Origin of the sequence: Flavobacterium sp. FPG59, assembly GCF_002150205.1 — a bacterium.
GTDB lineage: Bacteria > Bacteroidota > Bacteroidia > Flavobacteriales > Flavobacteriaceae > Flavobacterium.
This window is the reverse complement of sequence record NZ_MTCA01000002.1, coordinates 35,625-61,523: the sequence shown is the minus strand read 5'-3', so window position 1 is coordinate 61,523 and position 25,899 is coordinate 35,625. Positions and strand designations below refer to the sequence as shown.

General features: G+C 34.5%; 24 protein-coding genes. 13 read left to right on the top strand and 11 right to left on the bottom strand.

What is annotated here, in order from left to right; all coding sequences use genetic code 11:
• Positions 1-186: 186 nt before the first annotated feature.
• Positions 187-2,691 carry a T9SS type A sorting domain-containing protein gene (locus FPG59_RS00580; RefSeq protein ID WP_086452677.1) on the bottom strand — a complete coding sequence of 835 codons (2,505 nt, stop codon included), beginning with the start codon at positions 2,689-2,691 and terminating at the stop codon, positions 187-189.
• A gap of 172 nt (positions 2,692-2,863) precedes the next feature.
• Positions 2,864-4,447 carry an NAD(P)/FAD-dependent oxidoreductase gene (locus FPG59_RS00575; RefSeq protein ID WP_086452676.1) on the bottom strand — a complete coding sequence of 528 codons (1,584 nt, stop codon included), beginning with the start codon at positions 4,445-4,447 and terminating at the stop codon, positions 2,864-2,866.
• 191 nt (positions 4,448-4,638) lie between these two features.
• Here FPG59_RS00575 and FPG59_RS00570 point away from each other — a divergent pair, with 191 nt between their 5' ends.
• Entirely contained in the window at positions 4,639-4,878 is a 240-nt protein-coding gene (locus tag FPG59_RS00570) for a hypothetical protein (protein WP_086452683.1), read from the top strand.
• Between the two features lie 2 nt (positions 4,879-4,880).
• On the opposite strand, the gene FPG59_RS00565 is transcribed toward FPG59_RS00570, so the two are convergent.
• The gene (locus FPG59_RS00565; RefSeq protein ID WP_086452675.1) at positions 4,881-5,702 is read right to left on the bottom strand and encodes a purine-nucleoside phosphorylase; all 822 of its coding nucleotides are present in this window, start codon (positions 5,700-5,702) and stop codon (positions 4,881-4,883) included.
• 62 nt (positions 5,703-5,764) lie between these two features.
• On the opposite strand from FPG59_RS00565, the gene FPG59_RS00560 reads away from it, so the two are divergent.
• Genes FPG59_RS00560 through FPG59_RS00535 form a run of 6 tightly spaced genes read left to right on the top strand, consistent with a single transcriptional unit; the run spans position 5,765 to position 10,210 of the window.
• Complete coding sequence (locus tag FPG59_RS00560; RefSeq protein WP_086452674.1) at positions 5,765-6,514, top strand: DUF547 domain-containing protein; 750 nt, start codon at positions 5,765-5,767, stop codon at positions 6,512-6,514.
• 9 nt (positions 6,515-6,523) lie between these two features.
• Positions 6,524-6,859: an arsenosugar biosynthesis-associated peroxidase-like protein gene (locus FPG59_RS00555; protein WP_086452673.1), complete on the top strand. Its 336-nt coding sequence runs from the start codon at positions 6,524-6,526 to the stop codon at positions 6,857-6,859.
• On the top strand, positions 6,856-7,923 hold the full coding sequence (gene arsS / locus FPG59_RS00550) for an arsenosugar biosynthesis radical SAM (seleno)protein ArsS (protein ID WP_086452672.1): 1,068 nt from the start codon (positions 6,856-6,858) through the stop codon (positions 7,921-7,923). The genes FPG59_RS00555 and arsS overlap by 4 nt, the downstream gene beginning before the upstream one ends.
• 9 nt (positions 7,924-7,932) lie before the next feature.
• Positions 7,933-8,583, top strand: a complete 651-nt coding sequence (locus tag FPG59_RS00545; RefSeq protein WP_086452671.1) for an aquaporin — start codon at positions 7,933-7,935, stop codon at positions 8,581-8,583.
• Between the two features lie 8 nt (positions 8,584-8,591).
• Positions 8,592-9,563: an arsenosugar biosynthesis arsenite methyltransferase ArsM gene (arsM, locus tag FPG59_RS00540; RefSeq protein WP_086452682.1), complete on the top strand. Its 972-nt coding sequence runs from the start codon at positions 8,592-8,594 to the stop codon at positions 9,561-9,563.
• Between the two features lie 53 nt (positions 9,564-9,616).
• Complete coding sequence (locus tag FPG59_RS00535; protein ID WP_086452670.1) at positions 9,617-10,210, top strand: TIGR04282 family arsenosugar biosynthesis glycosyltransferase; 594 nt, start codon at positions 9,617-9,619, stop codon at positions 10,208-10,210.
• A 150-nt stretch (positions 10,211-10,360) separates the two neighbouring features.
• Here the strand turns inward: FPG59_RS00535 and recQ are convergent, their stop codons facing one another.
• Complete coding sequence (recQ, locus tag FPG59_RS00530; RefSeq protein WP_086452669.1) at positions 10,361-12,556, bottom strand: DNA helicase RecQ; 2,196 nt, start codon at positions 12,554-12,556, stop codon at positions 10,361-10,363.
• A gap of 85 nt (positions 12,557-12,641) precedes the next feature.
• Here recQ and FPG59_RS00525 point away from each other — a divergent pair, with 85 nt between their 5' ends.
• From FPG59_RS00525 to lptB, 4 genes are all read left to right on the top strand, one after another.
• Positions 12,642-13,607: an SIS domain-containing protein gene (locus tag FPG59_RS00525; protein WP_176330669.1), complete on the top strand. Its 966-nt coding sequence runs from the start codon at positions 12,642-12,644 to the stop codon at positions 13,605-13,607.
• On the top strand, positions 13,607-14,422 hold the full coding sequence (tatC, locus tag FPG59_RS00520) for a twin-arginine translocase subunit TatC (protein WP_086452668.1): 816 nt from the start codon (positions 13,607-13,609) through the stop codon (positions 14,420-14,422). The genes FPG59_RS00525 and tatC overlap by 1 nt, the downstream gene beginning before the upstream one ends.
• Positions 14,415-14,768, top strand: coding sequence for a carboxymuconolactone decarboxylase family protein (locus tag FPG59_RS00515; RefSeq protein WP_086452667.1), 354 nt, complete (start codon positions 14,415-14,417; stop codon positions 14,766-14,768). Before tatC ends, FPG59_RS00515 begins: the two co-directional genes overlap by 8 nt.
• Before the next feature lie 109 nt (positions 14,769-14,877).
• Complete coding sequence (lptB, locus tag FPG59_RS00510) at positions 14,878-15,618, top strand: LPS export ABC transporter ATP-binding protein (RefSeq protein WP_086452666.1); 741 nt, start codon at positions 14,878-14,880, stop codon at positions 15,616-15,618.
• 31 nt (positions 15,619-15,649) lie between these two features.
• Here lptB and FPG59_RS00505 read toward each other — a convergent pair whose 3' ends face one another.
• Together FPG59_RS00505 and FPG59_RS00500 are read right to left on the bottom strand one after the other, a co-directional pair.
• On the bottom strand, positions 15,650-16,516 hold the full coding sequence (locus tag FPG59_RS00505) for a glycoside hydrolase family 25 protein (protein WP_086452665.1): 867 nt from the start codon (positions 16,514-16,516) through the stop codon (positions 15,650-15,652).
• Between the two features lie 8 nt (positions 16,517-16,524).
• Complete coding sequence (locus FPG59_RS00500) at positions 16,525-17,241, bottom strand: phosphatidylcholine/phosphatidylserine synthase (protein WP_086452664.1); 717 nt, start codon at positions 17,239-17,241, stop codon at positions 16,525-16,527.
• A 321-nt stretch (positions 17,242-17,562) separates the two neighbouring features.
• Between FPG59_RS00500 and FPG59_RS00495 the strand changes: the two genes are divergently transcribed.
• Complete coding sequence (locus tag FPG59_RS00495) at positions 17,563-18,549, top strand: PorV/PorQ family protein (RefSeq protein ID WP_086452680.1); 987 nt, start codon at positions 17,563-17,565, stop codon at positions 18,547-18,549.
• A gap of 131 nt (positions 18,550-18,680) precedes the next feature.
• A complete protein-coding gene (locus FPG59_RS00490; RefSeq protein ID WP_086452679.1) occupies positions 18,681-19,820 on the top strand; it encodes a DUF4105 domain-containing protein in 1,140 nt (379 codons plus the stop codon).
• A 21-nt stretch (positions 19,821-19,841) separates the two neighbouring features.
• Here the strand turns inward: FPG59_RS00490 and FPG59_RS00485 are convergent, their stop codons facing one another.
• From FPG59_RS00485 to FPG59_RS00465, 5 genes are all read right to left on the bottom strand, one after another.
• On the bottom strand, positions 19,842-21,236 hold the full coding sequence (locus FPG59_RS00485; RefSeq protein ID WP_086452663.1) for a sugar transferase: 1,395 nt from the start codon (positions 21,234-21,236) through the stop codon (positions 19,842-19,844).
• 160 nt (positions 21,237-21,396) lie between these two features.
• Positions 21,397-22,740: an O-antigen ligase family protein gene (locus FPG59_RS00480; protein ID WP_086452662.1), complete on the bottom strand. Its 1,344-nt coding sequence runs from the start codon at positions 22,738-22,740 to the stop codon at positions 21,397-21,399.
• Positions 22,737-23,813, bottom strand: coding sequence for a glycosyltransferase (locus FPG59_RS00475; protein ID WP_086452661.1), 1,077 nt, complete (start codon positions 23,811-23,813; stop codon positions 22,737-22,739). The genes FPG59_RS00480 and FPG59_RS00475 overlap by 4 nt, the downstream gene beginning before the upstream one ends.
• Positions 23,810-24,928, bottom strand: coding sequence for a glycosyltransferase family 4 protein (locus FPG59_RS00470; RefSeq protein ID WP_086452660.1), 1,119 nt, complete (start codon positions 24,926-24,928; stop codon positions 23,810-23,812). The genes FPG59_RS00475 and FPG59_RS00470 overlap by 4 nt, the downstream gene beginning before the upstream one ends.
• Complete coding sequence (locus tag FPG59_RS00465) at positions 24,925-25,854, bottom strand: methyltransferase domain-containing protein (protein ID WP_086452659.1); 930 nt, start codon at positions 25,852-25,854, stop codon at positions 24,925-24,927. Before FPG59_RS00465 ends, FPG59_RS00470 begins: the two co-directional genes overlap by 4 nt.
• Between the last annotated feature and the right edge of the window lie 45 nt (positions 25,855-25,899).

The following is a 25,899-nucleotide window of genomic DNA, read 5'->3' as shown; positions in this document are numbered from 1 at the left end:
CAAGAAAACACTGATAAGTAGCAAAAATTTAAAGTTAAGAAAAAACTTTTTTAAATCCGATCATTAATAAATATTTCATCTAAACAAAGTTAAAGTGCTCGCAATCATCTGATCGGAATTTTCATCTCCGTGAAAAAATTAAATATCTAATAATCATACTTTATTTTCAACCACAACACTTTCTATTTATCCCTTTTTAATGATAATTTTATTTGTTGAACCTGTATTCGTGGATATCTTAACAAAATACGTACCTACACTACACGTACTCATGTCAATTATTTTACTGTTGGAAACTTCTTTTACAAGAACTCCATTGATGTCATAAACTTCTAAACGCAATACGTCTTGACTACTTTCAATAGTCAAAATATCAACTACCGGATTAGGGTAAGTAATGATAGTGTTAGATATAACATTATCTGATAAAGTTTTTTCTGCTAATCGTAATGAAGCACCATAACTAGTAGCAATATAATACAATTGTGCTGTAGACCCTTTAGAAATAGTATTAACTCCAGCTGGCAATAAAACCGTAACTATACCAGCTACAGCAGTTCTTGAGACATTGTTTACCAAAACAGTTCCTGAAAAGTTAGTATCAAAAACCAATGTTACATTTGCAGCTGCGGAAGTTGTAAAAGTAATTGCTGTACTTGATTCCATTTTTAATCTACCTGTTAAAATCAATCCCGCGTAAGAAACTAATCCAGGCGTTGAGTTTAAATTTCCAGTTATAGTATAAAATGAACTTGTTTTACCAGATGTAGTAAAATTATGAACTATTGTACCTGTTGTAGGTGAAGTTGAAGTTGTCACATTTACAGTACTTGTAATAGTTACTGAACTTCCAGAAGAACCTAAAGTTGAAACTGTAAAAGTTCTAGAGCCCGTAGGTACTCCTGATATTGTAACTGTTTTTGCTGTAGTATTTTTTACTGTAGTTAGCCCCACGGGTAAATTAGCTACATTTACATCTGTTGCTAAACCGCCCCACGTAAAAACAATGGGTACTATTGCATTTCCAGAAACTACTGTTTGATTTGCATTACTAGATACTATTAGAGTTTGAGTATTGGTAGTTACTGGGGGACTTGACTCACCTTGAACCGACACTAGTTTACTTGTATACGCTCTTAAAGCTGCCATTAATGGAGCATTTACAGCATCTGCAATGTCATCTACACTATTATTAAAAGTCCATTTAAAGTCCCCGCCAGAAACGCGTCCAGCAAATTGTATTGTTTTTGTTCTAGCCACTTCGGGACTATCAGCAGTGTATGAATACATTATGGATGTATTTGTATCAAAATTATTATAAGAATTCGAACCTAATTTTGACGTAATAGTACTGCTAATTGTTTGGCTCCTACTTGAAACTACAATGGCATCAAATTCTCTAGGATTAGTAGCTTGGTCGTAGGCTACAAAACGTGTTTGTCCACTCATAACATTGTTAAACGCCTTTATTGTTCCACCAGCTTCACCTGAGAATGTTCCTTCTAAGCCACCAAAAATATCAGACCCTTGCATTGATGTAAGCATTGGGTATTTACAATTTCTAAAAAAGTTGGATTCCATAAATACAGATGAACCAAGTGTAGAACCTGCTCCATATTTAGAATTTCCATCATAATAATTATTATAAACGTGGGCAGAATAAAAACGTACTCTTGGATGACGTGAATCTGAATGATCATACCAATTGTGATGATATGTAATGTAAAGTCCCGCAGTGGTTCCTTCACTAAGACCTAAAAGATTAGATTTACCAGAATCCCAAAAGTGATTATACGAAAAAGTTATGTATGTAGATTTCTTACAGTCCATAGCGCCATCACCTTTAGCTTGATCAGCATCTCCTCCTGCCGAACCATAAAACAAATCACAATTATGTACCCATACATAATCATTATTTTGTTGCAGGCTAACATTATCACCTTCACTTGCATTAGTGAGCATAAAACCTATATTACGAATTTCAATATTAGTTGCATTTTTAATACGAATACCCCAGCCATTTGCAACTGCATCGTTTCCAACTCCCTCAAAAGTTATAAAACTTGAAGTATTTTTTGCGTTTTCTATAGCAATATCACCACCTTCAAGAACTGCTGGATCTGTAATATTACCTACTAATCGTATAACAAAAGGTCTAGTTTCTTGACCTTTTTTTAAACCATTCAAAATATTTTGTAAACCAACACATGGATTTGTTGTTGCTCCAGTAACATTTACAGAAATTGAATTTTTAGTGTTTTGTGTTACGTACAAAACTACAGCATTGTCTTTTAGTGTTCCATTAGCTTTATAACCTCCGGGAACTCTTGAATTAGAAAATGAAAAACCAGTTCTATCTTGAGCTGTTACCATTAAACTAGCAGTTGTTGTCCCTGCAACTTCAATTCCAGATACAACTGGAGCTACTCTTACTGTATACGAACCGGGTGCCAAACCCAATACATCGGCTCTCATATAACTACCGTAGCTTCTAATTAATTGAGAGTCAATTTTAACATTAGAAAGTCCTGCGCCTGTATAGTATACATTATAACTACTGGCATTTGTAACAGGAGCCCACTGCACAAATATAGATTCTTGCCAGCCTTGGGCAAGGTTAATTGCAACTGATTGAGCAGTTGTCTGTAAAGTACAGCAAATAAATATTAGAAAAAATAAAATTTTATTCATAATGGTAGTATTAAATTGTTTTCATCGAATACATTATGCAATCGATTACTCAAAAGTAAAATACTTTTACCACTAACAAGTTGAATAAGTTCAACTTGAACAAAATTTATATTAATAACTGCAATAGAGGCTACTATTTAGTAAGCTTTACACCTATTATTAGCTTTATAATCTAGTAAGAGTCAAAATAATGTGAGTTTTTTAAAACCTGAGCAATCATCTGGGCGCATTTTTCACCATCAATTGCAGCCGAAATAATTCCTCCCGCATATCCCGCTCCTTCGCCACATGGGTACAAACCTTTTATTTGTAGATGTTCATAAGTAATAGGATCTCTTGGTATGCGCACGGGTGATGAAGTTCGTGACTCTGGTGCGTGAAGAATAGCCTCATTAGTTAAATAACCTCGCATTGATTTACCAAACTCTGAGAAACCTTCTCTCAAAATGTGCGTTAAATTACTTGGAAATACCTGACCCAACTCTACAGACGTTGTTCCAGGTACATACGATGTTTTTGGAATATCTGATGATACTCTTTTTTGAGTAAAATCAATCATGCGTTGCGCTGGCACTTTTTGACTTTCTCCTGCAAGGTGCCATGCACGTTGTTCTATACTTTTTTGAAATTCCATTCCAGCTAGTGCTCCATACTTCGCAAAAGGTTTGAAATCGGCCAACTGCAACTCAATTACAATTCCAGAATTGGCGGTAGCCTGATCCCTTTTAGATGGTGACCAACCATTTGTTACCACCTCGCCGGGACTAGTTGCGCAAGGAGCAATTACACCTCCTGGACACATACAAAAAGAATACATACCACGGCCTGCAACTTGCTTGACAATACTGTAAGGTGCTGGAGGTAAATGTTCTCCTCTATAATCACAACTGTACTGAATACTATCAATTAAAGTTTGAGGATGTTCTGCGCGAACACCTAAAGCAAAAGGTTTAGCTTCTATAAAAATCTTTTTTCGATCTAATAGTTCAAAAATATCACGAGCGGAATGTCCCGTGGCTAAGATTAATTTATTAGCAAGAATAGTATCTCCTTTATGCGTAACAATCCCTTGAACTTCATTGTTTTTTACCAAAATATCAGCAACTCTTGTTTCAAACAAAACTTGACCTCCACATTCAATAATTTTTTCACGAATATCCTGAATAATTTGAGGCAATTTATTGGTACCAATGTGTGGGTGTGCATCTACAAGTATGTCATGAGAAGCCCCGAAAGCAACAAACAGTTCTAATATTCTATTGACATCGCCCCTTTTTTTAGATCTGGTATACAATTTCCCATCAGAATAGGTTCCTGCGCCACCTTCGCCAAAACAATAATTAGAATCTTCATCGACAATATGGTCTCGATTTATCGCTTTTAAATCTCTTCTTCTGCCGCGAACGTCTTTCCCTCTTTCAACAACAATAGGCTTTAGTCCTAATTCTACTAAGTGTAAAGCTGCAAAAAGTCCTGCTGGTCCAGCTCCTACTACCAATACTTCCTGTGCATTTGCTACATTAGGAAAATCAGGCATGGTGAATCTTCTTTCGTCAATTACTTCTCCTTTTGTAAAAATTTCTACTTTGAGATTAATTTTTATTGCTTTTTGTCGGGCATCAATAGATCTTTTTAAAATAGAAACATGTTGCACATCTTCAGCTGCAACTTTAATTTGCTTTGCCAAATGATTTTTGAGCAAATCATTATTTGCAGCTATTTCTGGAGTTACTTGTAGTGAAAGTTCTTGAGGCATTTTTATAAAATCAACATTGGATGTTACATAGAAGCAGCATCCAAAATATTAGGGTACAAAAGTAGCATTTTTTTACAGTCAAAAGGACAAGGAACTACCACTATCCACGATTTAGAAACTAAAAAAATAAATTCATTTTAGAAATAGACTTCGTAACTTTGACATCAAAACAAGTTCAAAAAAAAGAATACATGTCTCGTAAAATAAAATTAATTTGGGATTTTCGTGGTCCTAGTGCTGCAAAAACTGCAGAACACCATGAAATTCATCTCAAGGAATACATTGCAATTGAAAAATTACCTTTGCAAATCACAGGATTCGAAATTCAGGGTGAAATGCAAGCTATAGCCTTTATGGTGGTTACTGATGCACATATGATTCAAGTGCGTGATGCATTAAAACCACATCGCGGCGAATTGTATGTCGAATAATACTAGACAATACTGTGAATGGTTTCAAAGAACAACTGACTCAATTTTTCATCTGATTTACCAGCTATTGCAATAATTTCGGCAATATCAACAGGTTTTAAATGATCAGGGTCGCATTCATCTGTAATTACACTTACGGCAGCACAAGGCAATTTTAATTGATTGGCTACAATAACCTCGGGCGTAGTACTCATTCCTACCATATCTGCCCCAATTCTACCAAGATAACGATACTCTGCCCTAGTTTCTAATTGTGGCCCATAAACTGAAGCATACACTCCTTTTTTTAGTGACAATTCAATTTTACTAGCTTCGGTTAGTAAGATATTATTTAGCGTTTCATCATAAGGTGCACTCATATCTGGAAAAATACCACCGTATTCAAAACTATTCAAGCCCGAAAGCGGACTGCCACCTTGTAGATTGATGTGATCGTCAAGTAAAATTAAATCTCCTTTTTTGAAGTCTTTATTGATTCCGCCTGCAGCATTGCTCAACAACAAATGCTTAATACCTAATTTTTGCAGAACTCTAATAGGAAAAGTAACTTGCTGTAAAGTGTATCCTTCGTATAAATGAAAACGGCCTTGCATTGCAATTACTTTTTTAGAACCAATAGATCCAAAGAGCAACTTCCCTTTATGAAACTCAACAGTAGAGACCGGAAAATGCGGAATATCAGCATAATCTATTTCTTGTTCTACTACCAAATAATCTAAAAATTTTCCTAAGCCCGTCCCAAGTACTACGCCTACCTCTGGATTTAAAATTCCTTTAGAAATTAAAAAATCAGCTGATTGTGAAATTTGTGCTAAATATGTCATGTTAAAAAAAACTATTGTTGGTAAATTTCGTAAATAATAATAAATTTACAAAAAGCCACGCTATGAAAAACCTACTAATATTACTTTGTTTTACCCAAATACTTATAGCACAACCAAAAGACTACGTAAAAATTTCACAAGACTTTATTGAAGCAGCAAAATTTGGAGAAGGCAATACCGAAGAATTTGTTACGCTAATTGCAAATGCAAATGAAACAGACTTAATTAATCAACTTACAAATGACGATCTTAAAAAAGCATTCTTCATAAATCTTTACAATGGATTTACAAATTACGCTTTGAAAAAAGATCCCGAAAAATACAAGAGCCGAAGTGCTTTTTTCACATCAAAGCAATTTGTACTTGCGGGCTACGAATTGAGCCTTGACGATATAGAACATGTTTTTTTAAGAAGATCAAGTGTTCAGTACAGTGTGGGGAAATTGAATAAAGTTTTTCCACCAAAACTTGAAAAAAAATTCCGTGTTGACAAATTAGATTACCGCATCCATTTTAGTTTGAATTGCGGTGCCAAAAGCTGTCCACCAATCTTTTTTTATGATCCAAAAAAAATCAATCAGCAACTTGACGTGGCCACAAAAAGTTATTTAACGGGTGACGCAAGTTATGATAAAGAGAAAAACATCTTGCGAGTTCCTGTTTTGATGAGCTGGTTCCGTGGAGATTTTGGAGACAAAAAAGGAATTTTAAAAATTTGCCAAGATTTAAAAATCATACCCGGAAATGTAAATCCTAAACTAGAGTATAACGAATACGATTGGAGTTTATTTCTAGAAAACTTTAAAAACTAAAAAATACACATGGACAAAAATTATTACAACTCAGACGATTTAAAAAAATTTGGTAACATCGTTGAATTTCAAAAAGAAATGGGCGAAAAATTCTTTGGCTATTACGGAGAAGTTTTCAAAGAAGGTGAATTAACAGCTAGAGAAAAATCTCTAATTGCACTTGCTGTAGCGCATGCCGTTCAATGTCCGTATTGCATTGATGCTTATAGTTCTGACGCCTATGAAAAAGGGTATAGCGAAGGACAAATGATGGAGGCTGTACATGTTGCAGCAGCCATTCGAGGTGGAGCAAGTTTAGTACACGGAGTACAAATGATGAATAAAGTCAAGAAAATTAGTTTATGAGCGAATTTGTAAAAATTAAATTAAAGTCTCTCAAAGCAAATGAAAACCTACTTTCTAAAGCAGCACATCAAATAGACGTTCTAGAACAAAACCCAGATGTGTTTACCCCGTTTAAAACGCAATTACAAACTATTGGCCTAAGCCCACTTCAACCTACAAGTTTGGAAATTTTTCAAATTAATTTGGGTAAAATGTGCAACCAAGTCTGCAAGCATTGTCACGTAGATGCTGGTCCTGATCGAAAAGAAATCATGACCAAAGAAACGATGGAACTTATTCTGGAAGTTTTAAAAGTCAATCCTAACTTTAAAATAGTAGACATGACTGGTGGCGCACCAGAAATGAATCCTAATTTTAGATGGTTTATAGAAGAAGTGAGTAAACTTGGAATTCAAATGTATGTGCGTTGTAACTTGACTATCATCACTGCTAATAAAAAATACAACGACTTACCAGAGTTTTTCAAAAAACACCAAATAGAAGTTATCTCGTCATTACCGTTTTATTCTAAAAATAGAACCGACAAACAAAGAGGTGATGGCGTTTTTGAAAGCTCAATAAAAGCTTTAAAAATGCTCAATGCAGTGGGGTACGGCAAAGCTGATTCAGGTTTAAAACTGAATTTGGTGTACAATCCGGCAGGAGCATTTTTACCACCTGACCAAAATGCATTGGAAAAAGAATACAAAACAGCTTTGCAAAAGGATTTTGGAATTGAATTTAACAATCTATTTGCTATAACTAATCTGCCTGTGAGCAGATACTTAGATTATTTGATTTCGTCAGGTAATTATGAAGATTACATGACGAAACTCATTGATGCTTTTAACCCTTTGGCTGCTCAAAATGTGATGTGTAGAAATACCATCTCTATAGGTTGGGACGGTTATATTTATGATTGTGATTTCAATCAAATGCTAGAGTTAAAAGTTACTTGCAAAGACGCGCAACACATTAGTAATTTTGATTCAAATGCCCTTTTAAACAGGAAGATTATTGTAAACAATCATTGTTATGGCTGTACCGCAGGTTCTGGTAGCAGTTGTGGTGGTGCTGTTGCTTAAAACGAAACTATGAGAGAAAATATTTCCGAATTTTTATGTACCTACATACTCGTGTTTTGCGGTACTGGTGCTATTATCATCAATCAAGAGACAAGTGGTACAGTTACACATGTGGGCATTTGCATCACTTTTGGGTTAATTGTAATGGGGTTAATTTATGGTTTCGGACAAATATCTGGAGCACACATGAATCCAGCCGTAAGTATTGCATTCGCTTTTTTGAAAATACTTCCATTAAAAAAATTGCCTTTTTATTTGATTTCTCAAATTTTAGGAGGATTAGCAGCTAGTACAACACTCAAATTATTATTCCCAAAGAATAGTGGCTTAGGCGGAACAATTCCATCTGGCACTGACGGTCAATCTTTTGTATTAGAGTTCATTTTGACCTTTATTTTAATGCTTGTCATTTTAACCGTAGCCTTAGGAAACAAAGAACATGCTCCTTTTGCTGGCATTGCCATTGGAGGCGTTGTATTACTCGAAGCCATGTTCGCTGGACCTATATGTGGTGCCTCTATGAATCCCATTAGATCTCTGGCACCTGCGCTAGTTTCTGGTAATATGAACTCACAATGGTTGTATATTGTAGCGCCTATAACAGCAACTATTCTTGCCTCAATTACATGGAATACCATTTTAAAAGAAAAAAACTTATAGTAACAAATATGGAAAATTATTTAGACGCAACAGTAAATTTATACCGAGATGCGGCTCTTACACCCGATGTGGGACTTTGCTGTACAACAACACCAATATGGAAATTTCCTGGCTTAGAAATTCCAAAAATAATGCAAGAAATGAATTATGGTTGTGGTAGTACCATTTCGGCTCAAGACTTAATCAATAATCCAAAAATATTATATGTAGGCGTAGGTGGCGGTATGGAATTGCTTCAATTCTCATATTTTTCGCGTCAAAAAGGTGGCGTGATTGGTGTTGATGTTGTTGATGAAATGCTGGAAGCAACCAAACAAAATTTTAAAATTGCAGAGCAGGAAAACGACTGGTTCAAAAGTGAATTTGTCGAATTAAAAAAAGGAGATGCATTAAACCTACCTATCGAAAACGAAAGTATTGATATTGCTGCTCAAAATTGCTTGTTCAATATTTTTAAAACTGATGATTTAAGAAAAGCACTTGAAGAAATGTATCGAGTACTCAAACCTCACGGAAGATTGGTAATGAGTGATCCAACCTGTGAACAAGAAATGAACGAAACTCTTAAAAATGATGACCATTTAAGAGCACTTTGTTTGAGCGGAAGCATCCCAATCAAGGAGTATATTAAAATGTTGACCGATGTAGGTTTTGGAACTATAGAAATTAGAGGTCGAAAACCATATCGTATTTTAGATCCTGAAAATTATGCTACCGATGAATTAATTTTCATTGAGAGTATTGAAGTTTGTGCTATAAAAGATCCTATGCCTAGCGATGGACCATGTGTATTTACAGGAAAAGCAGCTATTTTTTATGGCAAAGACGACTATTTTGATGATAAAAAAGGACATGTCTTGATGAAAAATCAGCCTCTAGCAGTCTGTGACAAAACAGCACAAGCACTAACCGATTTAAACAGAAGTGATATTTTTATAAGCGAATCAACGTTTCACTACAACGGAGGCGGATGTTGCTAAACACGATAAAGCTGCAGTATTCTTAGTACTGCAGCTTTAATTATTACCTTTTTATGCAAAACAAAAAAGCTATCATTCTTTTTACTAAAAATCCTGAACTAGGAAAAGTCAAAACACGACTTGCCAAGACTATTGGTAACGAAAAAGCACTTTACATTTACAAAAAATTATTAGTGCACACCCAAGAAATTGTTACTCCTCTTAATGCGGACAAATTTGTATTCTATTCAGAATCAATTACGGTAGAGGACCAATGGAATGCGGGTTCGTTTCACAAAAAAGTACAAGATGGTGATGAATTAGGCAAACGTATGGCACATGCTTTTCAAGAGATTTTTCACTTAGGTTATGAATCGGTTTGTATTATTGGGAGTGATTGTTATGAACTCACCTCTGACATTATTGAAAAAGCGTTTTTAGCATTAGAAACGAATGAAACCGTTATAGGCCCAACATTTGATGGTGGGTATTATCTATTAGGAATGAACCAATTTCATGAAACAGTCTTCAATAATAAAACCTGGAGCACTGATACTGTATATATGGACACAATATCAGATTTTCAAAATCTAAACCTATCTTTCTCTACTTTGAATAAATTATCTGACATTGATGAAGAAAAAGATTTACCCGAACATTGGAAATAAAGCAATTTACATACCCTCTTTAAAATAGAAATAACTTTAACATTAAAATTATATTACAAAAAGGCTGTAGCCCATTTTCATGGATACAGAGGTAAAAATAACAATATCAACATCACAAATACAGATAAGTCAAAGAAATATCTTATGAAATTAATTAGCTACTTCACTAATAAATTGGATGCGCATTAATCTCAATTCATCTAAATCATAATCTCCATCAAATTCTTTTAGAGCTGCCTCAATATTATCTGACTCTGATTCCATAAAATAATCGTGAATCTCCTCTTGTTGATCCTCATCAAGCATTTCATCAATCCAATACTTGATATTCAATTTAGTCCCTGAGTAGACAATCTGTTCCATTTCTTTCAACAAAGCATCCATATTTATCCCCTTGGCAGAGGCAATATCATCTAAGGACAATTTTCTATCTATGTTTTGAATAATGTATAACTTATTTACAGAGTTTACTCCAGTTGATTTAACTACTAAATCTTCTGGTCTTACAATGTCGTTGTCTTCAACATAGCGACTTATCAATTCTAAGAAATCTTTTCCGTATTTTTTAGCTTTACCCTCACCCACTCCATGAATGTTAATCATCTCATCTTGTGTTATAGGATACTTTAAAGCCATGTCCTCAAGTGATGGGTCTTGGAAAACTACAAATGGAGGAACTCCTATTTTCTTAGCCACTTTTTTACGTAAATCTCGTAACATCCCCATTAAAACCTCATCGGCAACACCTGTCGATTTGGCTGCTGTTACTATTGCTTCGTCAACCGTTTCATTGTATTCATGATCTTCAGACATCATGAAAGACTGCGGATTTTCAAGGTAATTCAATCCGTTGTTTGTAACTTTTACAATACCGTAAGTCTCAATATCTTTAGACAAAAATCCTGCAACTAAAACCTGTCTTAACAATGCCATCCAATATTTCTCATCGTGATTTGAACCACAACCAAAAAAAGATTGCGTATCGGTTCTATGTGCTTTAATTACGGCGTTGACACGTCCTATTAATGTAAAAACAACTTCTTTTGATTTATACAAATGTTTGGTGTCCCGAACTACTTGCAAGAGCTGTACAACTTGATCTTTGGCTTCAACTTTTGTTTTAGGATTACGTACATTATCATCCATATCAGCTCCTTCGCCAGTTACTTCATCAAACTCTTCCCCAAAATAATGCAATAAAAACCTTCGTCTAGACATAGACGTTTCGGCGTAAGCCACGACTTCTTGTAGCAATGCAAAACCAATTTCTTGTTCGGCAACTGGTTTGCCAGACATGAATTTCTCAAGTTTTTCTACATCTTTATAAGAATAGTAGGCTAGGCAGTGTCCTTCTCCTCCATCACGACCCGCGCGACCCGTTTCTTGATAATAACTTTCAAGTGATTTAGGGATATCATGGTGAATCACAAACCGAACATCGGGCTTATCAATACCCATCCCAAAAGCAATAGTTGCAACCACAACATCAACATCTTCCATTAAAAACATGTCTTGGTGTTTGGCTCTAGTTTTAGCATCTAGACCGGCATGGTAGGGAACAGCAGATATACCATTAACTTGCAAAACTTCGGCAATTGCTTCAACTTTTTTTCGACTCAAGCAATAAATAATACCTGATTTTCCTTTGTGTTGTTTTATAAATCGAATGATGTCCGACTCTATATTTTTTGTCTTTGTACGTACTTCGTAATATAAATTTGGTCTGTTGAACGAGGCTTTAAAAGTTGTCGCATCAGACATATCCAAATTTTTCAAAATATCCTCTTGTACTTTTGGCGTAGCCGTAGCCGTAAGTCCTATAATAGGTACATCACCCAATTGCTTGATGATGTGTTTTAGATTTCTATACTCGGGTCTAAAATCATGACCCCATTCTGAAATACAGTGTGCTTCATCAATGGCAACAAATGAAATGGTGACACTTTTTAAAAAAGTCACATATTCTTCTTTTGTTAAAGACTCGGGAGCCACATACAAAAGCTTGGTTAAGCCTGATGAAATATCTTTTTTTACCTGAGTAATCTCCGTTTTATTTAACGATGAATTCAATACATGCGCAATACCATTCTCTGAAGAAAGGCTTCGTATAGCATCGACTTGGTTCTTCATTAATGCAATAAGAGGCGAAACCACAATTGCAGTTCCCTCTTGAATTAAAGCTGGCAATTGATAACAAAGTGATTTTCCTCCACCAGTAGGCATTATCACAAATGTATTTTGCTGATTAAGGATGCTCTTAATCACCTGCTCTTGCAATCCCTTAAATTGGCTAAAGCCAAAATACTTCTTTAATTCTTTGTGTATGTCAATTTCGTTTGAATTCATTCTTTATTACGTGGTATTTTGTATAAATTTGCAATATCTAAAGGTACAAATTTCTTTTACACTTACAAATTTTAATTATTCTGTTTTGAATTCAAAAGAAAATATATTGGCTAGTGCCAAAAAAACCATTTTATCTGAAAGCCAATCAATAGCAAAACTCACTGATTATCTGGATGAAAACTTTGTCAATGCAGTAACCGCAATCTTCAATTCTAAAGGAAGGCTGGTTGTTACAGGAATAGGTAAAAGTGCGATAATAGCACAAAAAATGGTTGCTTCCTTCAATTCTACTGGAACACCATCATTGTTTTTGCACGCCGCAGAAGCTATTCACGGTGATTTAGGCATGATACAACATGAGGATGTCATTATTTGTATTTCAAAAAGTGGCAATAGTCCTGAGATAAAAGTGCTCGTTCCATTACTAAAACGTTTTGGAAATACATTGATTGCAATCACCGGAAATACAGCATCATTCTTAGCAAAAGGTGCTGATTATGTTTTAGACACTACTGTTGATGCCGAATCTTGCCCTAATAATTTAGCACCTACAAACAGTACAACCGCACAACTTGTAATGGGTGATGCACTTGTGGTATGCTTAATGGAACTCCGCGATTTTAAACCAGAGCATTTTGCAGTTTACCATCCAGGAGGCGCTCTAGGCAAAAAATTATTACTGCGCGTAAAAGATATGCTAGAACACAGCTTAAAACCTGCTGTAACCCCCGATACATCCATAAAAAAAGTTATTTTTGAAATTTCAGAAAAACGCTTGGGCGTTACAGCTGTTGTAGAGAATGAGATTGTCATAGGAATAATTACTGACGGTGATATACGCAGAATGTTGAGCGAAAGAGATACCTTTACAGAGCTAACTGCAAGTGATATTATGACTAAAAATCCTAAAATCACAACCTCTGATGCTATGGTGGTTGATGCCTTGAACACTATGGAAAATTTTACCATTACCCAGCTTGTTGTTGTTGATGAAGGAGTTTATAAAGGAGTGTTACATTTACATGATATTTTAAAAGAAGGAATAGTATAATGGCAAAAAAAAATCTAAACGAGATGTCGTTTTTAGACCATCTTGAAGAGTTAAGATGGTTATTGGTACGCAGCACTATAGCCGTATTAATTCTTGCTACTGTTGCATTTTTAATCAGTGATTATATATTTGATGTCATTATTTTTGGACCTACAAAAGCTGATTTTATAACGTATAGATTCTTTTGTGATTTATCCAGTCAGCTGGGAAATTCGGAATTGATTTGTGTTAAAGAAATGCCGTTTATTATCCAAAACACAAATATGGAAGGACAAATAAATGTACTTATTTGGTCTTGCGTCACGGCAGGTTTCATTCTTTCTTTCCCTTTTATTCTTTGGGAAGTCTGGAAATTCATCAGTCCTGCCTTGTATGAATCAGAAAAAAAACATGCTAAATTGTTTATTTTTTCTTCTTCTATGCTGTTTTTTATAGGTGTTCTTTTTGGATATTACGTAATAGTTCCCATGTCTGTCAACTTCTTTGCTACATTTACAGTAAGCAATGTAGTGATCAACCAGTTTAGTATAGATTCTTATATAGGCATGGTAAAAACTAGTGTTATAGCGTGTGGCTTATTTTTTGAGTTACCCATAATCATTTATTTCTTGACTAAGGTAGGTCTTGTCACTCCTGAGTTTTTAAGAAAATATTGGAAATACGCCGTAATTATTATTCTTTTTGTGGCAGCAATTGTGACACCGCCAGATGTAGTGAGTCAAATTATAGTAACCATACCTATGCTAATCATTTATGAAGCAAGTATTTTTATATCAAAAATAGTAGTAAAAAATCAAAACAAACAAAATGGCTGATATCATTCAAGAATTCAATGAGTATCGTTCAAAAATGAACGAAAAATTACTAGCAGATAACAATAAAATTGTAAAAAGAATTTTTAATCTTGATACCAATGCTTATGCTGCTGGCGCATTAGATGTAAAAACAAAAGAGCTACTAGGTCTTGTAGCATCAGCTGTATTGCGATGTGATGATTGCGTTAAATACCATTTAGAAACAAGCCACAAAGAAGGCGTTACTAAGGAAGAAATGATGGAAGCTTTGGGAATTGCTACACTTGTAGGCGGTACTATTGTTGTTCCTCATTTGCGTAGAGCTTATGAATTTTGGGAAGCATTAGAAGAAAACGAAGCTAAATAATAATTTCTTAAACAGCTTTTTTTTTAGAAATCAAAAAGAATAAATCAACTAAATAATTTGAAAGTACCCATTTCCAGTGGACTACAAACCCATTAAACAAATAATGTAAATGCAATTAAGAGCCGAAAATTTAATTAAAACCTACAAAGGTAGAAGCGTAGTAAAAGGGATTTCTGTAGAGGTAAATCAAGGCGAAATTGTGGGTTTACTGGGACCAAATGGCGCTGGAAAAACCACTTCATTTTATATGATAGTAGGATTGGTTAAACCCAATTCGGGAAATATTTTTTTAGACGATTTAAACATAACAGATTATCCTATGTACAAGCGTGCACAGCAAGGCATAGGATATCTTGCTCAAGAAGCATCGGTTTTTAGAAAATTAAGCATTGAAGATAACATCCTCAGTGTATTGCAGTTGACTAAACTTTCAAAAGCAGAACAAGAAGCTAAAATGGAAAGTTTAATTGAAGAGTTTAGCCTAGAACACATTCGTACAAACCGTGGTGATTTACTTTCGGGTGGAGAACGACGCAGAACCGAAATTGCACGCTGTTTAGCCACCGACCCTAAATTTATTTTATTAGATGAACCTTTTGCAGGTGTAGATCCAGTGGCGGTAGAAGATATTCAAAGAATTGTGGCGCAATTGAAAAACAAAAATATTGGTATTTTAATCACAGACCACAACGTACAAGAAACTCTTGCTATTACTGACAAAACCTACTTAATGTTTGAAGGTGGTATTCTTAAAGCAGGAATTCCTGAAGAATTAGTAGAAGATGAAATGGTACGTAGAGTGTATCTTGGTCAAAATTTTGAATTGAGAAAAAGAAAGTTAGAATTTTAATCTCGGTAATAAAATTAATTTGTCTTTACGGCTACTCTTCTAGGGTAATGTGTTGTAATTGTTGTAAATCTCCGTTGTAAATATTTACGTCTACATTGCCTTTTATTCCTGGTACCGTGGCTTTCTCTGTAAATTGCCAAAACAGCCAATTGTCTTTCATCTCTTCTCGATAAAAATTGTAATTGGCTATCCAAAAAAGGTAGTCACTAAATTCCTCTTTTAAAAAATCATCATAATAACGTTCTCCGGTATAAATGATGGGCTTTACTTGATAATGCGCTTCAACCGCCTGCAGCCATCTTCTCAAACCAAGTTTTAAATTTTGAATAGATTGATTTTTTGCAAGCTTTTCAAGGTCAACCACTGGAGGTAAATCTCCCTTTTGCAGGTTAACCGTCTTTATAAAAAGTCGGGCTTGCTCTATTGAATTTTCATTGGGACGGTAATAATGATAGGCTCCTCGAATCATTTTATTTTTTTTGGCGCCAGCCCAATTTTGATCAAATTTTCTATCCTTTCGATCTTTTCCCACCGTGGCTCTTATAAATACAAATTGAATGGGATATTGCTGCTCTAACGTATCAACATAAGACCAACTTATTTTTCCTTGGTATTCAGAAACATCTATACCCACACTTTTTCCGTTACTTTTTTCAAGAACTTGAACGTTTCTTATATCAGAAATTCGCTTTTCTTCGGCAGTTTGTGAATTTATTTTATTGGATTTTAATCCCAAATAATACGCAAGACCTCCTCTATAATGATAGCCTAGATATAAAATTAGACCAAAAAAACAAACAACTAAAAACCACCAAAAAAGATTGCTTTTAGAGCGCTTCGTTTTTCTAGTCGTCGTTCTATTGTACGAATGCTTTCTTGTGCTGACTTTTTTTCTCATTACAAAAATTACTTTTGTAAAAATTTATTTTGAATTACAGAAAGAAGGATATAAAAAGTAATTAACAACGGAATTCCTAGAAACCCGAAAAATAGCATAAGGCAAAGTGAAACTACAAGAAATACTATTTGTAATGCATTCTCTCTAAAGCTAAACTTTTTAATTTTCAATGAAAACAGGGGAATATCAGCATTAAGCATGAAAGCACTCAATAGTGTGATTACTAATAAAAACCAATCATTAGTTAGTAATTCAATTACAATTAATGAATCAGTACTTGCTAATACAAGAGGTAAACTTAAAATAAAAAGTGCATTTGCTGGTGTGGGAAGACCTATAAAAGAATCGGATTGACGGGTGTCTATATTGAAATTAGCCAATCTATAGCAAGAACCTAGCGCAATTATAAAACCTAAATAAGGAAAATACTGCCATGGTGCAGCTGCCGCAGTACTTAAATTACTAATCATCATGTGGTACATAACCACCGCTGGTACTACACCGCTTGTAACCATATCAGCTAATGAATCAAGTTGCAACCCTAATGGGCTAGACACCTTGAACAAACGAGCAAAAAAACCATCAAAAAAATCTAAAAAAATCCCTAGGCAAACAAAAAAGAAAGCCATTTTAAAATCTTGATGAAAAGCAAAAACAAGCGCAATACAACCAGAAAAAAGATTGAGTAATGTGATAATATTAGGAATGTGTTTTTTAAGCATCATCTGTGGAGCGTTATAAATTAGTAGGACAAATTTAGTACAATATGTCTATGAAATACACGTTTTTTTTTAAAAGAGTAGCTATAAATAATAACGCTACACATTTATTAAAATTATTTTACCAATACCTGTCATACTATTACAAGTGCATTAACGTTATAATTCAGTTTACATATAGCATGCAGCTCATTAAAAAATTCTATTTTTGATAAAAAATAGCACTACATAAAAACCATATACTTGAAAAAAAGTCTTTTACTGCTGGCACTTTGCACAAGCGCCATTGTTAGCGGTCAAACAGTTCGAAAATATTCTAACGAGTTTATGAATATTGGTGTTGATGCTGCGGCACTAGGCCGATCAAATACGGTCGTGGCCTCTACAAAAGATGTAAACTCTGGATACTGGAATCCTGCGGGACTTGTGGCTCTTGAGGACCATCAAGTCTCATTTATGCATGCCAATTATTTTGCCAATATTGCTCAATACGATTATCTAGCCTACGCAAGTCCTATTGACGAACGCAGTGCATGGGGAATTTCATTGATCCGTTTTGGGGTGGATGATATTTTGAACACTACTGAACTTATTGATAGCGAAGGAAATATTGACTACAATAGAATCAGCTTATTTTCAACAGCTGATTATGGCTTTACATTTTCGTATGCTCGAAAGCTACCCGTGCCCGGATTTCAATATGGGATTAATGCGAAAATAATTCGGCGTATCATAGGGAAATTTGCCAATTCTTGGGGATTTGGTTTTGATGCTGGAATACAATTTGAAAAAAACGACTGGCAATTTGGATTGATGGTTAGAGATCTTACCACTACCTACAACGTATGGGATATCAATGAAAAAGAATACCAAAAAATTGCGAATGCTATTCCAGGTGAAAACCAAGAATTGCCCGAAAGCGCCGAAATTACTGCACCAAAAGTCCAACTAGGACTTGCAAAAAAAGTAACATTTAGATACGATTACAGTATTGAAGCGGCGGTTAATATGAACATGCGGTTTGCTAAAACAAATGATTTGATTTCAACAGATGGCATTAGTATAGATCCTGCTGTAGGACTAGAATTTGGCTATACCGATTTGGTTTTTATCCGAACTGGAATGGGGAATTTTCAAAACGTAATGCAACTTGACGGTAGTGAAAAAGTAGGTTTTCAGCCTAATGTGGGATTAGGATTCAAGTACAAAGGCATTCAAATAGATTATGCTTTGACAGATATTGGCAATCAAAGCACGGCTTTGTATTCTAATATCTTTTCCTTAAAGGTTGACTTAAGCATGTTTAGAAATTAAAATTTCTTGACAGATTATTAATTTTGTAAAGGTTTTCAAGTTTGTTTTGAACAAAAAAAAGAGGTCAAAGCTTATTATTTTTATATTTGTTTTCTGTTTCATTACTACAAATCCATCTAAACTACATGAACATGCTAGCATCAATGATTAAAAAAAATGCACTTTTACTTTGTTTTTTAATCGCATCTCAATGGGTTTTCAGTCAAAATACTGCTTTATCAAATAATTGCAAGATTAGTGTGCTTACTTGTGGCACTGGAAACGAGTCGTATTCCCTTTTTGGACACACAGCACTTCGCATACAAGATCCAGCAAATGCTTTGGATTTGGTTTATAATTATGGTGCATTTGATTTTCAAACCCCAAATTTTGTTATGAAATTTGTAAAAGGAGACTTGCAATATTTTGCTGCAGTCCATACATTTTCCGAATTTATATCTCAATATCAATATGAAGAAAGAGCTGTTTTTGAACAAGAACTACAACTCTCTACCGCCCAAAAACAAGATATATTTAATGCCTTGAACGAGTCCCTTACATCAGGATCTAGCTATTACACCTACAAATTTATAGATAAAAATTGCACCTCAATGGTGGTTGATTTGATCAATAAAACGCTCCAAACGAAACTAATTGTAAATAAATCCCACCAAGACGAGACATACAGAGCTATTTTGTTTCCCTATTTTCAAAATCACTTTTACGAAAAACTAGGAACAAGTATCATTTTTGGAACCAAAGTAGATCAACTAGGAACACAACTTTTTTTACCCTTTCAATTATTGGAAAGCTTGAAAAAAATTAAATACCAAACCAAACCTATTGTAACAGAAACTAAAACACTGCTTTCACTCAACCAGGAAGCTCCGTTTTCGTATTGGAACAATCCTTACACTTATTTCGCTTTACTTTTTTTTATAGTGGCACTCAACAAGCGATTTGTAAATTTATTTTTCTTGAGTATCATGGCTTGTATTGGGTTATTTTTCACTTTTGCATGGTTCTATTCCTTGCATCTTGAACTAGCAAATAATTATAATATTTTGCTATTTAATCCTACGCTACTTGGCTTTTTATTCTTTTTTTGGAGAAAAAATAAAAGAGAGATCTATAGACTTGCTCTTTTTAACCTCCTTTGCTTACTGGTTTATCTGGTAATAATGATCAACAAAGTTCATCTTATTCTTGTGTTGCCATTACTTGTAACTTCTGGAATCATTTTAGTTAGAATTGCCATTCAAAACAAACGAAAAATTCCAATTATTATCTAAGGCTTCAATCATAATTATAATTTACTGCCCGCGATAAAACAAAACGGTTGTAATGGTTTTAAACACTATATTAAGGTCTAGGTAAATACTGCGGTGCTTGATGTAATACAAATCATATTGCAACTTTATAACACTATCTGATATGGTATCGCCATAGGAATAATTAACCTGTGCCCAACCCGTAAGGCCCGGTTTTATAATATGACGAGTATCATAGAATGGCATTATAGCTCCTATTTCTTTGACAAAAACAGGACGTTCCGGACGCGGACCTATAACTGACATATCGCCTTTTAGGATGTTGATAAATTGTGGGAATTCATCAATTCTAGTTTTTCTTAAAAATTTACCAAAAGCAGTAACACGACAATCGTTTATCGTGGTAAAAACAGCACCATTTTTTTCAGCATTTTCAATCATTGTACGAAATTTCAAGATTTGAAAAACTACTCCATTTTTTCCAACTCGTTCTTGAAAATAAAATAAACTCCCTTTGTTACCCAAACTATTTCCAATCAACAAAAATGGAATCAAACACAAACCAATAAAAACACCTAACAAAGCAATTGCAATCTCACAGAATCTCACAATTAATAAATACAACTTGTTATGATTGCTTCGACTAAAAGGAAAGCAGCGGTAAAAATCTTTTTCCATGTACTGAATAGGAATACGCTGGGTTTTACTTTCGTATACTTGAGTGTATTCTCTAATTACTGTTCCCGACTCTAAAACATGAAGTAAATTTTGATACAAGATAGTATCCATACCCTCTTCATGATTTGTAGCCACAACAATTTCAGATACTTTATTTTCTTTGACAAATTGCAACAGATCATTGGCCGTGATTTCAGGCACATAGTTGTAATGTTTACTTTCTGTATCAGGTTGTGAAACATTAGCATACCCTAAAATTTTATAATGCGGGTCAATATCTTCAAGACCATCTATAAGTTCTTGAACTCGTTTTTGGTCACAAATTAAAACTGCATTTTGATAAAATCTAGTAGAAGCTAAAAAAACAACATACAAGATGCGCCAAGCATATAAAGAGAGGAAAGTAACACTGAAAAACAATAAGATTTGAAGCCTACTACTTGGTAAAACAGGCGAGAAAAAAGGGGTTAACAGATATACCAGCGCAGTAACAGAGGCGGTAATTAAAGTACTTTTTAAAACTTGAAATTGATTGCTTGCTACCTGCAAATTGTACATTTCGAAAATGGTACCAAAGAAATTGATGTACACTGCAAGGACTATTGTCCAATAATAATTAGTTGTTGAAATACTAAAATAATCAAACACCAAAAACTGACCCAATAGATATAAGGCTGTCAAAACAAACAGAACGTCAAAAAGTCGTAAAATTAACTTTCGCTCTGAAATTTCAAAGTGTATTTTGCCAATGGAAAACATAAGTGGTATTTATGATTGGTACTGCAAGATAGTACTTTTAAGAGCAGATAATTTTAGAAAATCGGTATTTTTTTAACAAAAATAGCAACTCAAAAAAAGCAAAAGAATACTACAACATAAAGAAAAGAATGAAATAGTAACTATGATGTAAACACACACTTCATTGTGTTTCGTCTCTTGACGAAGGGCGTAGTTGCACATTTAACAATGCCAAAGAATATATAAACGCAGGTGCGGCAGTACGCATGGCTGCATGATTAATTGTAAGAAACCAAAACACTACAAAACAAATTAAATACATGTTAAACTTGTTTTCAACAAATAAAACAAAAGGTGTAACTAGTAAAATTAATAATCCTACCAGGCCTAAGGATCCGTGCTCAGCAAGCATTCTAGTTATTTCATCATGTGACGCTATTTTAATCCCCATTTCCTGTTCCCGAATTTCTACTCCTTTTCCAACCCCAACGCCCAATATCGGATTTTTAAAAAACATATTAATTTCGTTTTGAGCCACATCTTCTCTTCCGGTAAACTGACTTTCTTTGGATCTTCCTGCCGCATCTTGATTGGCATAACGTTTATCAATAAGTCCACCTGTTTGATAGGAAGAGTAAGACCAAATAGCCATCATAGCAAGTGAAATAATAATAAATATATAACTCAATTTAACCTTTCCCGCTCCATTTGATTTGAAATATAAAAACAGAAGCAACATGATAATCATTAAAAACCCAGTAATCATACCTCCTCTTGAAAAAGTAACCATACCCCTGTAACTAATATTTAAGGCTACTATTAAATTAAGTATTACCAAAAAAGTGCTCTTTGACTCTAAAATAATTCTCGAAAAAAAGATAAACATTCCAAGGCCTAGAAAAGTAGCAACTTGATTAGGCCCAAAACCTCCTGATGTTTCAAAACTAGAAGCTGTACCTGTAATTACATCCCTAACATTAGGGGTATAAAAAATAAGATAAACCGTGCAACTCAAGATAGGTAATCCCACACAAAGAAGAATGGAATTCATTTGTTCCAAACTTATTTTTCTCCGATAGGTATATAAAGAGGCAAAAGCCAAACAAACAGAACCAGAAATGTTAAACGCAATAGCATTATTTATATTCGAATTAAAATTAAGAACAAAGGTGGCCATGATTACACCAGGAATGAGTAACAGTAAAAAAATCCAATACGGAAAAGCAGATCGCGAAAACCCCTTGAAATACATGCCTAAAAACAAAAAAATAATAACTTCATATTTTGAAAACTCATAGGATATATTACCTCCTGTCATTCTTAAAATGATTTCGCTACCCACAACATAAGCGGCAACTTTTAAGCATTCATTATTTACATTTTGAGTTTTGATAATGTAATAAGCACCTACTACAAAAATGGCAAAACCATAAATTTTAGCCACAAAAGGAAGCATAAATATCAGCATGCCAATTACAACATGCAAGACAATTAAAAACAAATAGGATCTATCTTCTTTTTTCATGTATTGCGCTTTTCCAACCAACTTAAATAACGTGAAATCACATGCTCCTCTGAGAATTTTGCATGAACAGTTTCTTTCAGCTTTGCGCCAAAAGTACTTCGTTTTACCTCATCCTGCATCAAAAGCAGTAGTTTTTCATAGAATCTTTTTGAATTTTGATCTACGAGATACCCATTTTCACCATTGCTAACTACTGCTCCATTTTCCCCGACATCAGTTACAACGGTGGCCAAGCCTGCAGTACCATACTCTAACAAAGCGAGAGCTAGCCCTTCAGAAGATGAAGTTAATATCCCAATTGTAGCTTGGTGTAAAACATTTGAAACATCACTTCTTGTTCCATAGATAAAAACGGTTTTCTCAAGATTAAGAGCTACAATATTTTTTTTTAAATTATTCGAATAATCATCATTAAAGTCTTTCCCAACAAGATGAAAGGTCCAGTTAGGATGGGAATTCTGGACTAATACTGCAACTTCTAAAAGTAGAGCATGATTTTTTTGAAGCCGCAAATTAGCTAAAGATACAATTCGTTTTCCCACTTCACCATGTAACTTACTTGTGCTTTGCTCGAGCTTTTGGGGCGTAGTAAAATTTTCTAAATAAATAACATTATTACCAAACCCTTTAGTTTCAGCCCAATTTTTTAATTTTTGGTTTACTGCGATAATCCCACTAAAAAATGGCAAGGCTAACCGCAATGCCAGTGTGGGTCTAGCCTTTAAAAACTCACTATCTCCATAATGATCATGCCAAACCAACTGCAAAGAAGGACGTAACAGTTTTACCATAAAAGCTAAAAAGAAGGAAGTACTATGCGCATGAATGACTTCAATATTATGTTGAGTAACATATTGGCGCAAAGCCCAAATAGCTTTAAAATCAAGGGTTCTTTTTTTGTTTAAAAAAAAATAAGCGGTTTTAGATCCAATATGCTCTCGCAATGGTCCTTCCTGACGCGTGCATACAATCCCCGAAAAATCTATTCTTGTGTTGAGTGCATTAGCATAATTCACAGCCATTCGTTCAGCTCCACCAGCAGCAAGTGTATCTATAAGTTGTATGATTCTCATGGATGTAAAAGCAATTGGATTTCGTTTTCAAAACGCTCTATGGTATATGCTCTGGACCAATCAGCTGCCGCTTTGCGTTGTGTTTCTTGCTTAGTTGCATCTTGTAAAAGAGCAAAAATCTCTTTACTATCCTGCTCTAATTGCATGGTAAGCAAAACTCCTCTTTTGCCAAAATCTAACATATTTGGAACACAAGATACAGCAGTTGCCAGTGGAATACAACCCCAAAACATCCCTTCGGCAATGGCTTTGGGCCAACCCTCACTATTTGATGGTAATATCACAAAATGACTGGATTGATAGGCATTTTTTACCACTTCACTACTTTGATTCCCCATTAAGGTAATCCATTGAGACAAATTATTAGTATTAATATACTCTTCTAAAGAAACTTTTAAAGGTCCGTCACCATAGATTTTTAAAGTAACACTACAATCTTGATATAGTAATTTTTCGATAAGTTTTATGGCGTAAAGAGGATTTTTCCCCGGTACCAATGCACCCACAAAGACAAACGTAAAGGCAGTATTTGGGCTCCATAGTTCAAGTGGAACTATTTCGTTTTCTGAATAACTAGCTGTAAAAAAAGGTTTGCAATTTAAACTGGTATTTTTCCATTCACCATACACCAAAATATTCATGTTCTTGGTCCAGAAAGTAGAATTCAAAATCCACTTTTGCAATCGATACGTCCAAGGTTGTTTTGCATTTGGATCCCAATTGCCTGCATACTTAGCTGTTTTTGGGGTGTTAGGAAAAAATATTTGAACAAAACTTCCCAACAAACCCATATTTCCGGGGCAGCGTAAGTGAATATGATCTGCCTTTTGCATTGCTTTAAAAAGCTGGATGCAAATTTTTGGAATTTTTAAAAAAGCCAGCAATGCACTCTTAAAATGAAGCACATCAAAACGTACTACAGGTACAAATTGTAATCTATTGTGTGCGTAAAAAGTATCAATTACTGTATGCGTTTCGTTTTGTAAAGGAGCAACAATCGTTACCGTATCACAATATTTAAACCACAAATTCATTTCTTTAACATAAGGAGCATAGGCATAATAATGCCCGTCTCGAGGAACATGAGGAACATGAGTTATTACAAGAAGTCTCATTTTTTTAATTGATAGAACTCCGTTAATAAGTCTTTTGAAGATCGGGGCTGAGAATCTTTTTGAAAAGTAAACGCATACCCTTTTGGCATTGAAACGGATCGTCTGGTAAGACTAACTTTCGGGCGGTCTAGATATTTCATCCATCCTAATGTCAATCTAGTGACTAACAACCACGCACTTCTTACCCATCTAGTAGAAGATGTATTGATAAAAAAATTAGATACCGTAACCGCTACATTTGCTGCATTTCCCTCCGTAATTTCAGTGGTAACAACAGCACATTCCCGAAACAAACTTCGCATACCAGTAAAAGTAAATCTAAAAAAATCATAGGGTTCAGCATGATATGGAAATGATTGTGGAGCTTCTATTTGCAAAAAACCATTTATTTTGGTAACCCTTTGTAATTCTTCACAAAAAAGCCACGGATTCAAAGTATGCTCTATAACTTGTGCCGCCAAAACAAGATCAAAACAAGTATTCTCAAACGGGACATAATGCCCGTCAAAAATGTAATCGGGTTTAAAAGTAGCATGAACATCAGTGGTTATAACCTCACAATCACTGAAAATATTTTTATAATAAGTAGCTTTTTCACCCACACCTACAATAAGCACTTTACTGCCTTTAGCCAACCTTTTTGCTAGTTCAGCATACCGCTGATCCATGTTAAAATCAGCACATAAAGCAGGTAACATTTTTCTACGGATATAATTCTTCAGGTTTGAGGTGTCTAAATGAGCCCCATTTTGAGTAGTCACTTTGGCTTTGCAAATATCCTCGTAACAGAACATAGATTCCGATCCAAAAAGAACTGGAATCCCATTAAAAACAGGCAACTCGCTACCGTCTTCAAAATGAAAAAAATCTTTTGTAGATGATATTAATTTAGCATGTGTATCAGGATGAATAATGTATTTTTGCATACAGTAGGGTAAATTATGGTATCCAAATTTAAAGCTTTTTTATTC

Excerpts from the sequence above, each read along its gene's own strand:
- FPG59_RS00580 (WP_086452677.1), bottom strand. The coding sequence starts at position 2,691 with ATGAATAAAATTTTATTTTTTCTAATATTTATTTGCTGTACTTTACAG.
- FPG59_RS00575 (WP_086452676.1), bottom strand. The coding sequence starts at position 4,447 with ATGCCTCAAGAACTTTCACTACAAGTAACTCCAGAAATAGCTGCAAAT.
- FPG59_RS00570 (WP_086452683.1), top strand. The coding sequence starts at position 4,639 with ATGTCTCGTAAAATAAAATTAATTTGGGATTTTCGTGGTCCTAGTGCT.
- FPG59_RS00565 (WP_086452675.1), bottom strand. The coding sequence starts at position 5,702 with ATGACATATTTAGCACAAATTTCACAATCAGCTGATTTTTTAATTTCT.
- FPG59_RS00560 (WP_086452674.1), top strand. The coding sequence starts at position 5,765 with ATGAAAAACCTACTAATATTACTTTGTTTTACCCAAATACTTATAGCA.
- FPG59_RS00555 (WP_086452673.1), top strand. The coding sequence starts at position 6,524 with ATGGACAAAAATTATTACAACTCAGACGATTTAAAAAAATTTGGTAAC.
- arsS (WP_086452672.1), top strand. The coding sequence starts at position 6,856 with ATGAGCGAATTTGTAAAAATTAAATTAAAGTCTCTCAAAGCAAATGAA.
- FPG59_RS00545 (WP_086452671.1), top strand. The coding sequence starts at position 7,933 with ATGAGAGAAAATATTTCCGAATTTTTATGTACCTACATACTCGTGTTT.
- arsM (WP_086452682.1), top strand. The coding sequence starts at position 8,592 with ATGGAAAATTATTTAGACGCAACAGTAAATTTATACCGAGATGCGGCT.
- FPG59_RS00535 (WP_086452670.1), top strand. The coding sequence starts at position 9,617 with ATGCAAAACAAAAAAGCTATCATTCTTTTTACTAAAAATCCTGAACTA.
- recQ (WP_086452669.1), bottom strand. The coding sequence starts at position 12,556 with ATGAATTCAAACGAAATTGACATACACAAAGAATTAAAGAAGTATTTT.
- tatC (WP_086452668.1), top strand. The coding sequence starts at position 13,607 with ATGGCAAAAAAAAATCTAAACGAGATGTCGTTTTTAGACCATCTTGAA.
- FPG59_RS00515 (WP_086452667.1), top strand. The coding sequence starts at position 14,415 with ATGGCTGATATCATTCAAGAATTCAATGAGTATCGTTCAAAAATGAAC.
- lptB (WP_086452666.1), top strand. The coding sequence starts at position 14,878 with ATGCAATTAAGAGCCGAAAATTTAATTAAAACCTACAAAGGTAGAAGC.
- FPG59_RS00505 (WP_086452665.1), bottom strand. The coding sequence starts at position 16,516 with ATGAGAAAAAAAGTCAGCACAAGAAAGCATTCGTACAATAGAACGACG.
- FPG59_RS00500 (WP_086452664.1), bottom strand. The coding sequence starts at position 17,241 with ATGATGCTTAAAAAACACATTCCTAATATTATCACATTACTCAATCTT.
- FPG59_RS00495 (WP_086452680.1), top strand. The coding sequence starts at position 17,563 with ATGAATATTGGTGTTGATGCTGCGGCACTAGGCCGATCAAATACGGTC.
- FPG59_RS00490 (WP_086452679.1), top strand. The coding sequence starts at position 18,681 with ATGCTAGCATCAATGATTAAAAAAAATGCACTTTTACTTTGTTTTTTA.
- FPG59_RS00485 (WP_086452663.1), bottom strand. The coding sequence starts at position 21,236 with ATGTTTTCCATTGGCAAAATACACTTTGAAATTTCAGAGCGAAAGTTA.
- FPG59_RS00480 (WP_086452662.1), bottom strand. The coding sequence starts at position 22,740 with ATGAAAAAAGAAGATAGATCCTATTTGTTTTTAATTGTCTTGCATGTT.
- FPG59_RS00475 (WP_086452661.1), bottom strand. The coding sequence starts at position 23,813 with ATGAGAATCATACAACTTATAGATACACTTGCTGCTGGTGGAGCTGAA.
- FPG59_RS00470 (WP_086452660.1), bottom strand. The coding sequence starts at position 24,928 with ATGAGACTTCTTGTAATAACTCATGTTCCTCATGTTCCTCGAGACGGG.
- FPG59_RS00465 (WP_086452659.1), bottom strand. The coding sequence starts at position 25,854 with ATGCAAAAATACATTATTCATCCTGATACACATGCTAAATTAATATCA.